The sequence below is a fragment of the Reyranella sp. genome (assembly GCF_017305915.1).
Taxonomy (GTDB): domain Bacteria; phylum Pseudomonadota; class Alphaproteobacteria; order Reyranellales; family Reyranellaceae; genus Reyranella.
The window spans coordinates 132,970-147,345 of the sequence record NZ_JAFKJN010000006.1 but is presented as its reverse complement, the minus strand read 5'-3'; the positions used below and the strand labels follow the sequence as shown (position 1 = coordinate 147,345).

13 protein-coding genes and 1 pseudogene are annotated in these 14,376 nt (G+C 67.6%); 9 read left to right on the top strand and 5 right to left on the bottom strand.

Translation table 11 applies throughout. From position 1 onward, the window contains the following. Positions 1-19 precede the first annotated feature (19 nt). Positions 20-1,098: pseudogene (rutA, locus tag J0J01_RS02775) on the bottom strand (pyrimidine utilization protein A). 182 nt (positions 1,099-1,280) lie between these two features. Here rutA and J0J01_RS02770 point away from each other — a divergent pair. The 4 genes from J0J01_RS02770 to J0J01_RS02755 are packed head-to-tail and all read left to right on the top strand — an operon-like array spanning position 1,281 to position 5,534. Beyond that, entirely contained in the window at positions 1,281-2,561 is a 1,281-nt protein-coding gene (locus J0J01_RS02770) for an extracellular solute-binding protein (RefSeq protein ID WP_296378647.1), read from the top strand. Positions 2,562-2,574: 13 nt separating this feature from the next. After that, positions 2,575-3,483: an ABC transporter permease gene (locus tag J0J01_RS02765; RefSeq protein ID WP_296378646.1), complete on the top strand. Its 909-nt coding sequence runs from the start codon at positions 2,575-2,577 to the stop codon at positions 3,481-3,483. Between the two features lie 30 nt (positions 3,484-3,513). Next, positions 3,514-4,347, top strand: a complete 834-nt coding sequence (locus tag J0J01_RS02760) for an ABC transporter permease (RefSeq protein WP_296378645.1) — start codon at positions 3,514-3,516, stop codon at positions 4,345-4,347. Then, complete coding sequence (locus J0J01_RS02755) at positions 4,344-5,534, top strand: ABC transporter ATP-binding protein (RefSeq protein WP_296378644.1); 1,191 nt, start codon at positions 4,344-4,346, stop codon at positions 5,532-5,534. Before J0J01_RS02760 ends, J0J01_RS02755 begins: the two co-directional genes overlap by 4 nt. Here J0J01_RS02755 and J0J01_RS02750 read toward each other — a convergent pair. Together J0J01_RS02750 and J0J01_RS02745 are read right to left on the bottom strand one after the other, a co-directional pair. Next, positions 5,531-6,361, bottom strand: coding sequence for a hypothetical protein (locus tag J0J01_RS02750; RefSeq protein WP_296378643.1), 831 nt, complete (start codon positions 6,359-6,361; stop codon positions 5,531-5,533). The two genes, J0J01_RS02755 and J0J01_RS02750, sit on opposite strands and share 4 nt — an antisense overlap. Before the next feature lie 63 nt (positions 6,362-6,424). Beyond that, positions 6,425-7,234 (bottom strand): metal-dependent hydrolase, encoded by an 810-nt coding sequence (locus J0J01_RS02745; RefSeq protein WP_296378642.1) that lies wholly within the window; start codon positions 7,232-7,234, stop codon positions 6,425-6,427. 124 nt (positions 7,235-7,358) lie between these two features. On the opposite strand from J0J01_RS02745, the gene J0J01_RS02740 reads away from it, so the two are divergent. The 5 genes from J0J01_RS02740 to J0J01_RS02720 are packed head-to-tail and all read left to right on the top strand — an operon-like array spanning position 7,359 to position 10,651. Next, positions 7,359-8,531 (top strand): thiolase domain-containing protein, encoded by a 1,173-nt coding sequence (locus tag J0J01_RS02740; RefSeq protein ID WP_296378641.1) that lies wholly within the window; start codon positions 7,359-7,361, stop codon positions 8,529-8,531. A gap of 4 nt (positions 8,532-8,535) precedes the next feature. After that, positions 8,536-8,931, top strand: coding sequence for a Zn-ribbon domain-containing OB-fold protein (locus J0J01_RS02735; RefSeq protein ID WP_296378640.1), 396 nt, complete (start codon positions 8,536-8,538; stop codon positions 8,929-8,931). Between the two features lie 26 nt (positions 8,932-8,957). Continuing rightward, positions 8,958-9,401 (top strand): META domain-containing protein, encoded by a 444-nt coding sequence (locus tag J0J01_RS02730; protein WP_296378639.1) that lies wholly within the window; start codon positions 8,958-8,960, stop codon positions 9,399-9,401. 4 nt (positions 9,402-9,405) lie between these two features. Continuing rightward, positions 9,406-9,996: an SH3 domain-containing protein gene (locus J0J01_RS02725; RefSeq protein ID WP_296378638.1), complete on the top strand. Its 591-nt coding sequence runs from the start codon at positions 9,406-9,408 to the stop codon at positions 9,994-9,996. A 28-nt stretch (positions 9,997-10,024) separates the two neighbouring features. Continuing rightward, positions 10,025-10,651, top strand: coding sequence for a glutathione S-transferase family protein (locus J0J01_RS02720; protein WP_296378637.1), 627 nt, complete (start codon positions 10,025-10,027; stop codon positions 10,649-10,651). 1 nt (position 10,652) lies between these two features. Here J0J01_RS02720 and J0J01_RS02715 read toward each other — a convergent pair whose 3' ends face one another. Together J0J01_RS02715 and J0J01_RS02710 are read right to left on the bottom strand one after the other, a co-directional pair. Then, the gene (locus J0J01_RS02715) at positions 10,653-11,996 is read right to left on the bottom strand and encodes a bifunctional 3-(3-hydroxy-phenyl)propionate/3-hydroxycinnamic acid hydroxylase (protein ID WP_296378635.1); all 1,344 of its coding nucleotides are present in this window, start codon (positions 11,994-11,996) and stop codon (positions 10,653-10,655) included. 13 nt (positions 11,997-12,009) lie between these two features. Continuing rightward, positions 12,010-14,310, bottom strand: a complete 2,301-nt coding sequence (locus J0J01_RS02710; RefSeq protein WP_296378634.1) for a xanthine dehydrogenase family protein molybdopterin-binding subunit — start codon at positions 14,308-14,310, stop codon at positions 12,010-12,012. Between the last annotated feature and the right edge of the window lie 66 nt (positions 14,311-14,376).

Below are 14,376 nucleotides of genomic sequence, written 5' to 3'. Positions count from 1 at the left end.
CCAGAGCCAGTTATGGGGCCTATTCGGCGGCGCTCGCAAGCGGCGTCACGTGCCGGCGGGAGGTCATCCGGGGCTGGATGCGCTGGCCGAAGATCTCGGTGCCGCTCACGAATTCATCGAAGGTGAGCAGCACGCCGGCCAGGCCGGAAACGGTCGCCACCTCATCGAGCAGTCGGGCCACGGTGGCGTGGGAGCCCAGCAGCAGGCCGATGTTGATGTTCACCATCGAGGCAAGGTCGATCGCGTGCAGCGCGCTGCTGCCGCTGCCCGGACGCGTATCGGCGGTGGCCTGCTTGACCATCCAGGCCAGTGCCTCGAGATCCGCACCCTGCTTGTAGAGCGCCCACTTTGCCTCCGCTTCGGCATCGGTCTCGCCGGTGACGATCATGAACAGGGCATAGGTCGCGACCTGGCGGCCGGTCTTGGCCGCGGCCGCCTGCAGGCGCTCCACCGAATCGCGACAGGCCGTCGGCGTATTCACCCCTTTGCCGAAGCAGAAATTGTAGTCGGCATGCTCGGCAGTGAAGGCGAGGCCCTGATCGCTCTGCCCGGCGCAGATCAGCTCGACCGGCGCTCTCGGGCGCGGGCTGAGGCGGCAATCGTTCATGGAGAAGAACCGGCCCTTGAAGTCCGACCGGCCGGTTTCCCAAAGCTCGCGCAGGATGCGCACGTATTCGGCAGCGTAGGTGTAGCGGTGGCCGAAATAGTCGTCGCCCGGCCACAGGCCCATCTGCTCTGCCAGCCGGTGATGACGTTGAGACCGAAGCGGCCGTTGGCGATCGAATCGATGGTCGAGACCATGCGTGCGCAGATCGCGGGCGGTACGGCGAGGGTGGGCACCGTGGCGAACAGGCGAATGCGCTCGGTGATCGCGGCGAGTCCCGCCATCAGCGTGAACGACTCGAGATTGTGGTCCCAGAACTCGCTTTTGCCGCCGAAACCGCGCAGCTTGATCATCGACAGCACGAAGTCGAGACCGTAGCGCTCGGCATTCAATGTCGTCTGCCTGTTGAGCTCGAAGCTCGGCTTGTATTGCGGCGACGTCGTCGACACGAGCCAGCCGTTGCTACCGATGGGAATGAAGACGCCGATCTTCATGCCGCGCGCGATGCAAGACGCGCGCCTTGACGCACCGTCTGTGTCATCCCGAGCGAAGCGAGGGATCTATGGGCCGCAACATAGATCCCTCGCTTCGCTCGGGATGACACGACCGTCGGTGGCATATTTCTTGCGGCGTTTCCGGTGGCTCCGACACGCTAGGGAGTCGATACGGAGGCGGCATGAAGCGGATCAATCGTCGGCTTCTTCTCAAGGGCGCCACCGCGGGCGGCGCCTACGCGGCGGCCCAAGCGGTCACCGGATTTCCCACTGTCTGGGCGCAGAATACGAAAGACGTCGCGCTCGTTCACGCCGGCGGCTCGTACGCCGCGATCAAGGAGATCGGCGACCAGGCGAGCAAGGATCTCGGCTTCAAGGTCGTGATGCAGGCCATCACCGACGACGTGCAGCTCAATCGCTCGCTCACGCAGCCGACCACGATCGACATCAACAACATTGACAGCACCAAGATGCCCTATCTGGTGGGCAAGGGCGTGCTCGCACCGATCCCGGTCGCCAAATACAAGCTGTGGGGAGACACCGTGCCGCTCTTCACCAAGGGCAGCTATCCCAACGGCACCATGGCGTCGACCCAGGGCCTCGCGCCGATCGAGGCGATGTTCTACGAGGCCGGCGACGGCAAGAAGCTCGCGTCCAAGCCGACCGAATTCCTGACCATGATCCCGACCATCTACAATGCCGACACGCTCGGTATCCGGCCCGACCTGGTCGGCGGCAAGGACAAGGTTACGAGCTGGAAGGACCTGCTCGACCCCAGGTTCAAGGGCAAGACCGCGCTGGTCGACTATGCCCCAGTCGGCGTGATGGACGTCGCCATGGCGCTCGAGGCGCGCGGCGACTTCAAATACAAGGACAAGGGCAACATGACGAAGGAGGAGATCGACAAGACCATCAAGATCATGGTCGATCTCAAGAAGGGTGGGCATTTCCGCTCGTTCTGGAGCACCTTCGACCAGTCGGTGAACCTGATGGCCTCGGGCGAGGTGGTGATCCAGTCGATGTGGTCGCCGGCCGTCACCGCGGTGCGCAGCCGCGGCATCGATTGCTACTACGTGCCGCTCAAGGAAGGCTATCGCGGCTGGTACGTCGGCCTGGCGCCGATGGCGCATCTCGGCGGGCTGAAGCTCGACTGCGCCTACGAGTACATGAACTGGTTCAACTCGGGCTGGCAGGGCGGCTTCATCGCCAAGCAGGGCTACTACTCGGCGGTGCCGTCGACCGCCAAGAAGTTCCTGACGCCGGAGGAGTGGGACTACTGGTACGACGGCAAACCGGCCGCGCTCGACATCAAGGATCCCTACGGCACCCTGATGGAGAAGAAGGGCAGCGTGCGCGACGGCGGCGCGATCTGGGATCGCATGGGCAACATCGCGTGCTGGAACACGGTGATGGACGAGGACCGCTACCTGACGCGGCGCTGGAACGAGTTCATCTCCTCCTGATGACCGGCAGCCTATGACGAGCATCGAGCAGGCCGCCCCCTGGCCGGAGGAGGACCGGCCGGTCGAGAACACGGGCGAGCGCGCCTCCTGGTTCCAGGTGGCGCCGCTCGTCATCGTGCTGTCGCTGTTCTTCGGCCTGCCGATGATCGTGGTCCTGGTCGTGAGCTTCTTCGACTTCGACCGCACCGACATCATCCCGGCCTTCATCCTCGACAACTACGTCGAGCTCTTCACCCGCGAGGTGACGCTGCGGCTCTATGCCAGCTCGCTCAAGTTCGCTGTCATGGTCTGGCTGGTGACGCTGTTGCTCGGCTTCAACATTGCCTATTTCCTGGTCTTTCACGTGCGGAGCCTGCTGATGCAGATCGGCCTGTTCCTGGTCTGCACCGTGCCGTTCCTGACCTCGAACATCATCCGCATGATCTCGTGGATCCCGTTCCTCGGCCGCAACGGCATCTTCAACCAGTCGCTCCAGGGCGCAGGCATCACCAGCAAGCCGCTGGAGTTCCTCCTGTTCTCCGACTTTGCCGTGGTGGTGGCCTACGTCCACCTGTTCACGCTGTTCATGGTCGTGCCGATCTTCAATTCGATGGCGCGAATCGACAAGAGCCTGCTCGAGGCGTCGCGCGATGCGGGAGCGGGCCGCGTGCGCACCGTATTCGAGATCGTGCTGCCCTTGTCGAAGACCGGCATCGCGCTCGGCTCGATCTTCGTCGTCACCCTGGTGATGGGCGACAGCTTCGTCGTGCGCACCATGAGCGGCGGCCAGAGCGCCTCGGTCGTGTCGGCGCTGCAGAACGAGGTCGCGGCGCTGCAGTATCCGCCGGCGGCGGCCAGCGCCGTCATCATGGTGGTGATCGTCACCCTGATGGTCGCGGGCATCCTGCGGCTGGTCGACGTGCGCAAGGAATTGGCGCGGTGAGGCGGCCCGATGAGCGACGGGCGATCTGACATGCAGAACGCCGACGGTTCCCGCCCCTGGACCTTCTATGCCTTCGCTGCCTTCTTCGGGCTGTTCGTGCTGTTCCTCTACGGCCCGATGATCGTGATCTACATCCTGTCCTTCCAGGGCCCCAACGGCGGCATGACCTTTCCGCTGAACGGCGTGTCGCTGCATTGGTTCGTGGCGCTGGTGTCGCAGACCCGCGTCGGCGACATCGCCGGCTCCTTCACCCGGTCGATCGCCCTGGCCGCCATCGTGGCGGTCGTCACGGTGCTGATCGCCGTGCTGGCGGGGCTGGCCTTCCGCCGGCCGTTCCGAGGCTCGGCCTTCGCCTTCTATCTCGCGATCGCGAGCCTCATCATGCCCGGCCTGTTCGTCGGGCTCGGCATCGCGCTCGCCTTCCGGCTGCTCGGCCTGCCGACGGCATGGCTGAGCTCTGGGCTCGGCGCGCAGCTCACCTGGACGCTGCCGTTCGGGCTTCTGATCATGTTCGCCGTGCTCGGCCGCTTCAACCGCTCCTACGAGGAGGCGGCGATCGATCTCGGCGCCACCAACTGGCAGAAGCTCAAGGAGGTGACGCTGCCGATGCTGGCGCCCGGCATCATCGGCGTGGTGCTGTTCGGCTTCACGCTCTCCTACGACGAGATCGCGCGCACGGCGCTCGCCGCCGGAGCCAAGAACACCCTGCCGCTCGAGATCTGGGCGATGACCACCAACGTCACCTCGCCGACGCTCTATGCGGTGGGCGCGGTCACCACCATCGTCTCGTTCTTCGTGATCGTCGTGGCTCTCACTTCCATTGGCGCCATCCAGAGCCGGCGTAGTCGACGGAGCAGTACATGAGCGAGGTCCCTCTTGCCGGCTCGGGCGTCAGCGGACAGGTCGAGGTCGCGCGCGTCACCAAGCGCTTCCGCGAGACGGTCGCGGTCAATGACCTCAGCCTCACCATCCCGCACGGCTCCTATTGCTGCCTGCTCGGGCCGTCGGGCTGCGGCAAGACCACCATTTTGCGCATGATCGCGGGCCACGAGACTCCGACCCGCGGCGACATCCGCATCGGCGGCCGCTCGGTGGTCGGCCTGCCGCAGGTCGAGCGCGGCACGGCGATGATGTTCCAGAGCTACGCCCTGTTCCCGCATCGCAGCGTGCTCGACAACGTCGCCTTCGCGCTGAAGGTGCGCGGGCTGGGCCTGCCGGCGCGCCACACCGTCGCGCGCGAGCTGCTGACCAAGGTGCAGCTCGAGAAGTTCGCCGATCGGCTGCCGGCCCAGCTTTCCGGCGGCCAGCAGCAACGGGTGGCGCTGGCACGCGCCCTGATCACCAATCCGCGCGTGCTGCTGCTCGACGAGCCGTTGTCGGCGCTCGACGAGTACCTGCGGCTGCGCATGCGCGGCGAGCTGCGGCGGGTGCAGAAGGAGCTCGGCATCACCTTCGTGCATGTGACGCACACCCAGCTCGAGGCGATCGCCGTCGCCGACATGGTGGTGGTGATGGCGCAGGGCCGCATCGAGCAGGCGGCGAACGCCCGCGACATCTTCGTGGCGCCGCGCAACGCCTACGTCGCCCGCTTCGTCGGCGGCCAGAACGTGCTGTCGGGCACGGTCGAGAGCGTCATCGACGGCATCGCCGCCGTGGCGTCGGACGCCGGCGCGCGCTACGCGATCCCGGTCGGGCAGCTTCGACCGTTGCGCGGATCCAGGCTCTACGGCTCGATCCGCCGCGACCGCATCGCCGTCGACAAGCTGTCGCCCGGCGCCCGCCCCAATGGCGGGCTGAACTGCGTGACGGGCGAGGTCCACACGCTGGAGAACCAGGGCTCCTACGTGAAGGTGACGATCGATCTCGGCGACAACGCCGAGGAGTTCGTCGCCCACGTGCCCGACGAGGCCTTCTTCCGCGATCCGCTCGACATCGGCGACTGGGTCGAGGGGCGCTGGTCGGCTTCCGACATCAATCTGCTCGATGATGGCGCGCTCGCCATGGCGTCGGCCCCGCCGCAAGCCGTCGCCGCATCGGCTTCCGCCAGCTAGCTTGTCGGGATGGCGGTCCGGTCGGCGAGCCGATTCAGCAGCGACGCGATCGGATGCGCCGGCGGGCCGTCGGCGGGAATGTCGAGATGGTCGGTCGACACGGCGAAGAAGGCGATGCTGCCCGCGGACAGCGGGTTGGCGAGCGTCGGCCAGGTCGAGGGATCGTGCACCGGGTCGTGCGGGCGCAGCGCCGCCAGCAGCTTGGTGTTGCCGGCTTTGGCATGCAGGCCGGTTGTTGGATTGAACAGGCTGATCAGCACGGTGTCGCCGCCGCGCGCCGTCATCCAGGCGATCACCGCGCGGCGCGAGCGGGGTATGTCGCCATAAACCGAGTCGAGCAGCTCGATCGCCACCAGCCGCTTGGGCAGTGTCGCGCCGGCCGGGAGCTGGCGCAGCCCATCGAGGATCGCCGCGCAAGGTCGCCAGCTGCCGCTGAACGCGACCAGCACGATGCGGGCTTTCTCGGCCGCCGCGGTGCCGACCGCCTGCGCGTCGGCCGGCGACAGGCCGATGAGCAACGGCGGCAGCTTCTGCGCCAGCTCGGCGACGAAGGCGGAGAAACCCATGGTCGCGGCGAAGGCGCCCTCCGCGTTGCCGTCGAAGCGCGGTGCCACGAGGATGGTGTTGGTCGTGGCCGCGGCCATCTGGCCGATCGCCGCCTGGATATGGGCCTCGAACGGGACGGTGGTGGTCAGCCCGTGCATGAAGACGCAGAGCAGGAACGGCCGGGTTTGATCGAAGGCCGCCGGGATGTGCACGGCGACCGGATGGGCCGGGTTCGGCGCGTGCTGGAAATGGAGATCCTGGGTGATGGCTGCGGCGGGCATCGTTCCCCCTTCGAGGCGAGAACCTCTTGGGCGGGGTCGGTCAATTTCAGCTTCGGCGTGCCGCTAGAACTCCTTCTTGGTGCCCGGCTCGGCGTCGATCACCTGGATCGAGCTCTGGCCCATCGCCGCCTTGTACTCGGCCGGCGTGCCCTTGAGCATCGGGTTGGACGCGTAGTGCATCGGCCAGGCCATCTTGGGCTTGATCAGCTCCTTGGTGGCGTAGGCGGCGTCCTTCGGGTCCATCACGAAGTGGCCGCCGATCGGGATCAGCAGCAGGTCGGGCTTGTAGTACTCGCCGATCCACTTCATGTCGCTGAACACGCCGGTGTCGCCCATGTGGTAGATCTTGAAGCCGTTCTCGAGCGTGATGATGACGCCCACCGGCTCGCCGGCGGGATAGCTGGTCGGCTTGCCGTGCTCGTCCGGCAGGATCATCTCCGACGAATGCTCGGCATGGGTCTGGGTGATCTTGACGCCGGGCGCGATCTCCGCGGTGCCGCCCTTGTTCATGCGCGGCACGAGGTTGGCCGGCATCTTGCCGAGCGTCGCCAGGAACTGGTTCATGCCGGCCGGTCCCCAGATCGGCGCGTTGTCCCGCTTGGAGAGCTCGAGCGCGTCGCCGAGATGGTCGCCGTGGCCGTGCGTCACCAGGATGGCGTCGATCTTGCCGATCTTGCCGAGGTCCTTGAGCTCGGCCGGGACCTTGGTGCCGCCGGTGATCCACGGATCGACCATGATCACCTTGCCGCCCGGCGTGGTGATCTTGAAGGCCGACTGGCCGTACCACAGCAACTCGGTCTTGCCCTGCTGCGCCTCGGCCGACCCGATGAAGGCCAGGCCCACGACGAGCAGCCCCAGCACGCGAAGGATCATTGGTTTCTCTCCCCTGCACACGGCGCGCACCCTAGCACGGTTCCTCCGGGCGAAAGATGTCGCTTTTCCGTGAGCCGCATTCGCCTACGATGCGCCGCAACATGACGAGGGAGATCGGCTGCCGATGAGCATCAAGGGCAAGGCCTACATCGCCGGCATCTATGAGCATCCGACGCGATTGGCGAAGGACATCTCGCTGGCGCAGATCCACGCCCAGGTGGCGAAGGGCGCGCTGGAAGACGCGGGCCTCACCAAGGACGATGTCGACGGCTACTTCTGCGCCGGCGATGCACCCGGCCTCGGACCGATGTCGATGGTCGAGTACATGGGCCTCAAGCCGCGCCACGTGGACTCCACCGACACCGGCGGCTCGTCCTATGTGCTGCATGTCGGCCACGCCGCCGAGGCGATCGCGGCAGGCAAGTGCAAGGTCGCGCTGATCACGCTGGCCGGCCGGCCGCGCGCCGAAGGCATGGCGACCGGTACGGTGCCGCGCTCCCGCGGCGGCACGCCGACGCCCGACGAGCCGTTCGAGTTCCCGTACGGGCCGACGGTGGTGAACATGTACGCGATGTGCGCCATGCGCCACATGTACGAGTTCGGCACGACCGCCGAGCAGCTTGCCTGGATCAAGGTCGCGGCCTCGCACCACGCGCAATACAACCCGCATGCGCTCTTGAAGGACGTGGTCACGGTCGAGGAGGTCGTGAGCTCGCCGGTGATCTCCGATCCGCTGCACCGGCTCGACTGCTGCGTCATCACCGACGGCGGCGGCGCGATCGTCGTCGTGGCACCGGAGATCGCGGCCAAGCTCAAGCGGCCCAAGGTCAGGCTGATCGGCGCGGGCGAGTTCGTGAAGACCCAGATGGGCGGCAAGGTCGACCTGACATACTCGGGCGCGCGCTTCAGCGGCGCGGCGGCCTTCGCCGAAGCGGGCGTCAAGCCTTCCGACATCAAGTTCGCCGCGATCTACGACAGCTTCACCATCACCGTGCTGATGCAGCTCGAGGACCTGGGCTTCTGCGAGAAGGGCAAGGGCGGCGCCTTCGTGGCTGACGGCAACCTGATCGCGGGCACCGGCAAGCTGCCGTTCAACACCGACGGCGGCGGGCTGTGCAGCAACCACCCGGGCAACCGCGGCGGCCTCACCAAGGTGCTCGAAGCCGTGCGCCAGCTCAGGGGCGAGGCGCATCCCAAGGTGCAGGTGAAGAACTGCGATCTCGCGGTTGCCCACGGCACCGGCGGCTCGCTCGGCCTGCGCCACGGCAGCGCCACCGTCATTCTGGAGAGGGAGTAGTCCGATGGCCGAAGCGAAAGAGCGCAAGCTGGCCGCGCCGTCCGTCAGCCAGGAGACCGAGGCCTACTGGGACGCCGCCGCCAAGGGCAAGCTGCTGGTGAAGAAGTGCACCGCCTGCGGCCAGTTTCACCACTATCCGCGCACGATCTGCCCGTTCTGCTTCAGCGACAAGACCGAATGGGTCGAGGCGTCGGGCAAGGGGACGATCTACTCCTACTCGGTGATGCGCCGCGCGCCGGTGCCCTACGCGATGGCCTACGTCACGCTCGCCGAGGGCCCGCGCATGGTCACCAACATCGTCGATTGCGACTTCGACAAGCTGAAGTGCGAGCAGCCGGTGAAGGTCGTCTTCAAGCCGACCGACGGCGGCCCGCCGCTGCCGATGTTCACGCCGGCCTGACCGGCCCTCGACCGAGGAGACTTGCCGTGCTGCGCTCGATCCTCGTCGTTGGTTTGGCCGCCCTTTCGGCCTGTGCTTCGCCGCAGCTTCCGGAGCCTCCGGCGAACCTCGCCGGCACATCCTGGCGGCTGGTGTATTTCCAGCCGTCCGGGGCCGGGGCGAACCCCGTCGTGCCGCCGCGCGTCGGGCGATACACGGCGGACTTCGGGGTGGACGGTACGCTGGCCCTCGGGCTGGATTGCAACCGGGCTACGGCCCGCTGGGCGGCGATACCCTCGGGGCGCGGCGCGCTGAGTGTGACGGCGGGCGCGATGACGCGCGCCTTCTGCGGCGACGGTGCCCTCGACAGCCGCATCGCCCAGGACCTGGAGAAGATCCGCAGCTTCAAGGTCGAGGACGGTCGGCTGTTCCTGACGCTGGACGCGGGCGCGGGCACCTATGTCTGGCGGGCGGCCAGCGGTGGAGGCTGACGCCGTGGCGCGTTGGCGCGTTGCGATGCTGGCCGGCATGCTGATGGCCGGCTGCCCCGCGATCGCGCAGACGCTCGATACCGCCGGGGCCAAGACTTGCGCGGTGCGCGGCTATGCCATCGACACCGATCCCAAGGGAACGAACGTGCGCAGTGCTCCGCGCGCTGATGCACCGATCATCGGCCGTCTCGCACCGCCGACGAAGATCGACCCCAACACCGAGACGGGTATCGAGTTCGACATCGTCGGCTCGAAGGACGGTTGGCTGCTGATCCGCAACGGCAGCGACGGCGGGCTGACCTTCGAGGCGACACATCGGGCCGACGGCCGCGGCTGGGTCTCGGCCAAATTGGTTGGCACGCAGCTGCGCCTGTCCGCCTTCCGCTCGGCGCCGCGGCGCGACGCGCCGGAGATCGCGCGGTTCCAGGGCGACAACTGGGGACCGGACAGCGCCGGCGTGACGGCCATCCATGGCTGCCAGGACCGCTACATCGAGGTCACCGCCGCGCCGCCGAATGGCAAGCCGCTGCGCGGCTGGTCCTATCTGCCCTGTTCGAGCCAGCTCACGACCTGCGACGGCGGCGTGACGGAGTAGGATCCATTGCTCTCCAAGGAGGAAATACATGCTGAAGGTTTGGGGCCGTGCCTCGTCGTCGAACGTCCAGAAGGTGATGTGGGCCGTCACCGAGATCGGCGTGCCGCACGAGCGCATCGATATCGGCGGGCCGTTCGGCAAGAACCGCGAGGCGGCGTATCTCACCATGAACCCCAATGGCCTGGTGCCGACCATCGAGGAGGACGACGGCTTCACGCTCTGGGAGTCGAACTCGATCGTGCGCTACCTCGCCGCCAAGCATAAGAGCAGCCTGGAGCCCGCTGACCCCAAGGTGCGGGCGCAGGCGCAGAAGTGGATGGACTGGCAGCTCACGGTGATGGCGCCGGCGATCGGCCCGCTGTTCATGGGCATGGTCCGCACGCCGCCGGCCGAGCGCAATGCCAAGGCGATCGACGACAGCAAGGCCAAGACCGCCGACGCTGCCCGCATGCTCGACGACCAACTCGGCAAGACGCAGTTCCTCGCCGGCGATGCCTTCTCCTACGGCGACATCCCGGTCGGCATCATGGTGTGGCGCTTCCGCGAGCTCGCACCCGAACGGCAGGGCGGCTTCAAGAACCTCGACCGCTGGTACGCTGCCGTCGCCGCGCGCCCGGGCTTCCAGCAGCACGTGAAGGCGATCCCGCTAACCTGAGCTACGCGACCTCGGCGATGTAGCGGTCCGGACGCAGCAGCGCGGCGCGCAGGCCGCGTTGCGCCAGCCAGTCTGCGCCGACACCGGGCAGCGCCACCGCACCGTGCTGCCGATCCGCCAGCAGCGCGACCTCGCCCACAAGGGCGAAGCGCGGGCCGATCGCCTCGTCCATCAGCCGGCCATCGGGCAGCAGCGGTTGCGGGAAGAGGGTGCCGACCGGCGGCGGCCCGTCGGCGCGGCAGCCGGGCCCGAGCTGCGGTTGCGGGAAGTCGAACATCTCCGCGCCCGCCGAGAAGCGACGGTCGCGCTCGGCGGCCTTGGCGGGGTCGGTCTCCTGCAGCACGGCGCCGAGCTTCACCGCGAGCTCGATGAAGGTCTCGACATGCGGCCGGCGCTCGCTCTCGTAGGTGTCGAGCAGCGAGTCCGGCGCGCCGTCGCGCAGCACCGCCTTGAGCTTCCAGGCGAGGTTGGCGGCATCGCGCATGCCGGCGCACATGCCCTGGCCGAGAAAGGGCGGCGTCTGATGGCAGGCATCTCCCGCCAGCAGCAGGTTGCCCCTGCGCCAGCCCTCCTGCACGACCGAATGGAAGGTGTAGACCGTGGCGCGTTCGAGCACGGCGTCGTCGGGCCCCAGCCAGCGCGCCATCATCGGCCAGAAGATGCCGGGCTCGGTGAGCCGCGCCGGATCGTCGCCCGGCATCAGCATGATCTCCCAGCGCCGCCGTTCGCCGCCGACATTGACCACCGTCATCGGCCGTTGGGGATCGCAGAGCTGCACCGTGTAGTCCGGCAGCGCCTTCACCCGCGGCGCGGCTGCATTGCACAGCAGGTCGACCACCAGCCACGGCTGGTGCAGGCCGAGGTCATGCTGCCGGCTGCCGATCGCCCGCCGCACCAGCGAGCGCGCGCCGTCGCAGCCGACGATGAAGCGCGCGTCGAGCTCGCTCACGTCGGCGATCTCGCGGCCGAGATGCACCGTCACGTTCGGGAAGCGTGCGGCACCCTCGCGCAGGATCTCTTCCAGCGCCGGCTGGTGGAAATACCAGTTGTTCGGCCAGCCCTGCGGCCCGCGGCCTTCGACGCCGCGGCGGACCATCAGGGTCTGGCCCTCGGCGTTGACGAAGTGCATGCCCTGCGATGACGGCCGCGTCTCTGCCGCGATCCGTTCGGCCAGCCCGGCCGACTGGAAGATGCGCATCACCTCGCCGTCGAAATGCACGGCGCGCGGCAGCGGATAGATCGCCGTCTCGCGTTCGTAGACGGCGACCGAAAGGCCGGCTTGCCCCAGCAGATTGGCGAGCAACGCGCCAACCGGGCCGTAGCCCAGGATGGCGACGTCCTCCATGCCGAGGAAAGTACTACGAGTGCAGCGCTTCCCACACCCGTTCCGGCGTCGCCGGCATGTTGATGTGCTTGCCGCCCAGCGCGTCGACGATGGCGTTCATCACCGAGGGCAGCGAGCCCGCGCAGCCGGCCTCGCCGCAGCCCTTGGCCCCCAGCACGTTCGTCTTCGCCGGCACCGAGTGGTAGTCCATCTTGAAGAACGGCACGGTGTCGGCGCGTGGCAGGGCGTAGTCGGTGAAGCTGCCGGTCAGCGGCTGGCCGTCCTCGCTGTAGACCACGTGCTCGAACATCGCCTGGCCGATGCCCTGGACGACGCCGCCATGACTCTGGCCCTCGACCAGCATCGGATTGATGACCGTGCCGAAGTCGCCGACCATGGTGTACTTCACGATGTCGACGATGCCGGTGTCGGGATCGATCTCGACCTCGCAGACGTGGGTGCCGTTGGGGAAGGCCGACGGCGCTTCCTTGTGGACGTGGCTGACGTTCAGCGTGTCGGGCACGCCCTCGGGCAGCTTCATGCCGCCGCGCAGCTTCTCGGCGAGGTCCATGATGCCGATGCCGCGGTCGGTACCGACGATGGTGAAGCGGCCGCGCTGGAACTCGATGTCGGCGGCCGCCGCCTCGAGCGCGACGCCCGCGATCTCCTTGCCCTTCTCGATTACCTTGTCGGAGGCTTCGACGATCGCCGCACCCGACGCCATGATCGACTTGGAGCCGCCGGTCCCGCCGCCCGCGATCAGCAGGTCGCTGTCACCCTGCTTCAGCTTGATCTTGTGGAACGGGATGCCGAGTTTGGAGGTCAGCACCTGCGCGAACGCCGACCAGTGGCCCTGGCCGTAGTCGAGCGTGCCGGTGATGATGGTGACGTCGCCGTTGTCCTCGAAGCGGATGCCGCCCATCTCGTTCATCGGCGGCGCCGTGACCTCGAGATAGTCGCCGATGCCGAGGCCGCGCAGCTTGCCGCGCGTCTTGCTCTCCTGCTTGCGCTTGGCGAAGCCCTTCACGTCGGCGAGCTGTATCGCCTTGTCGAGCAGGGCGGTGAACTCGCCCGAATCGTAGGTCGTGCCGGATGCCGTCTTGTACGGCATCTCCTCCGGCTTGATGTGGTTGAGCCTGCGCATCGCCACCTGGTCGATGCCCATCTCGCGCGCCGCGGCGTCGATCAGGCGCTCCATGAAGTAATTGGCCTCGGGGCGGCCGGCGCCGCGATAGGCGCCGATCGGCGAGGTGTGGGTGAAGCAGACCTTGGTCGAGACCTCGATCAGCGGCGTGCGGTAGATCGCGGCGAGATTGCGGGTGACGCCGAGCGCGCCCATCGCCGCGCCGACATTGGAGAGATAGCCGCCGAGATTGGCGTAGCCGTCCAGCCGCACCGCCAGGAAACGGCCATCCTTGTCGAGCGCCAGCTCGGCATCGAAGTCGTGGTCGCGGCCGTGCTGGTCGGAGAGGAAGCTGCCGCTGCGATCGTCGGTCCACTTCACCGGCCGGCCGAGCAGCTTGGAGGCATGGAACAGGCCGGCGTACTCGGGGTAGGGCGAGCCCTTCATGCCGAACGAGCCGCCGACATTGCCGGTGAGGATGCGCACCTGGTCCGGCTTGACGCCGAGCAGCGCCGCCATCTGGTTCTTGAGGCCGAACGCGCCCTGGTTGCCGGCCTGGAAGGTGTAGCGGTCGGTCGCCTTGTCGTAGAAGGCGGTCGCCGAGCGCGGCTCCAGGGCGCAGACGACGATGCGGTTGCTGATCAGGCGCAGGCGCGTCACGTGCGCGGCCTGGGCGAAGGCGTCGTTCACCTTGGCCGTGTCGCCGTAGTGATAGTCGGCGCAGACATTGCCCGGCACATCGTCGAACACTTCAGGCGCGCCTGGCTGCGCCGCCTCGCGCGCGTCGGTGACGGCAGGCAGCGCCTCGATGTCGACCGTCACCGCTTCGGCGGCGTCGCGCGCCTGTGCCTGCGTCTCCGCGACGACGAAGGCCACCGGGTCGCCGACGAAGCGGACCTTTTCCGTCGCCAGCGAATGGCGGGTCGGCGTCTTCATCGGCGAGCCGTCGCGCTGCGGCACCATCATCACCGTCTTGAGCGCGCCGTAGCCCGCGGCGTTGAGGTCGGCGCCGGTCCATACGCCCAGCACGCCCGGCATCGCCTTCGCCTCGGCCGTGTCGATGCCCTTGATGACGCCGTGCGCCACCTGGCTGCGCACCATGACGCACCAGGCCTGGTTCTCGGAGCTGATGTCGTCGCTGTAGCGGCCCTGGCCCTGCAGCAGCGTCGGGTCCTCCTGCCGAGGCACCGGCTGGCCGATGGCGAATTTCATCGAGTCGAGAGTGTCCGCAGCGAAAGGCGCGTTCATGAGCCGTCCATCGAAAATGGGGTGGGTTAT

Excerpts from the sequence above, each read along its gene's own strand:
- J0J01_RS02770 (WP_296378647.1), top strand. The coding sequence starts at position 1,281 with ATGAAGCGGATCAATCGTCGGCTTCTTCTCAAGGGCGCCACCGCGGGC.
- J0J01_RS02740 (WP_296378641.1), top strand. The coding sequence starts at position 7,359 with ATGAGCATCAAGGGCAAGGCCTACATCGCCGGCATCTATGAGCATCCG.
- J0J01_RS02735 (WP_296378640.1), top strand. The coding sequence starts at position 8,536 with ATGGCCGAAGCGAAAGAGCGCAAGCTGGCCGCGCCGTCCGTCAGCCAG.
- J0J01_RS02745 (WP_296378642.1), bottom strand. The coding sequence starts at position 7,234 with ATGATCCTTCGCGTGCTGGGGCTGCTCGTCGTGGGCCTGGCCTTCATC.
- J0J01_RS02765 (WP_296378646.1), top strand. The coding sequence starts at position 2,575 with ATGACGAGCATCGAGCAGGCCGCCCCCTGGCCGGAGGAGGACCGGCCG.
- J0J01_RS02715 (WP_296378635.1), bottom strand. The coding sequence starts at position 11,996 with ATGGAGGACGTCGCCATCCTGGGCTACGGCCCGGTTGGCGCGTTGCTC.
- J0J01_RS02760 (WP_296378645.1), top strand. The coding sequence starts at position 3,514 with ATGCAGAACGCCGACGGTTCCCGCCCCTGGACCTTCTATGCCTTCGCT.
- J0J01_RS02710 (WP_296378634.1), bottom strand. The coding sequence starts at position 14,310 with ATGAAATTCGCCATCGGCCAGCCGGTGCCTCGGCAGGAGGACCCGACG.
- J0J01_RS02755 (WP_296378644.1), top strand. The coding sequence starts at position 4,344 with ATGAGCGAGGTCCCTCTTGCCGGCTCGGGCGTCAGCGGACAGGTCGAG.
- J0J01_RS02720 (WP_296378637.1), top strand. The coding sequence starts at position 10,025 with ATGCTGAAGGTTTGGGGCCGTGCCTCGTCGTCGAACGTCCAGAAGGTG.
- J0J01_RS02750 (WP_296378643.1), bottom strand. The coding sequence starts at position 6,361 with ATGCCCGCCGCAGCCATCACCCAGGATCTCCATTTCCAGCACGCGCCG.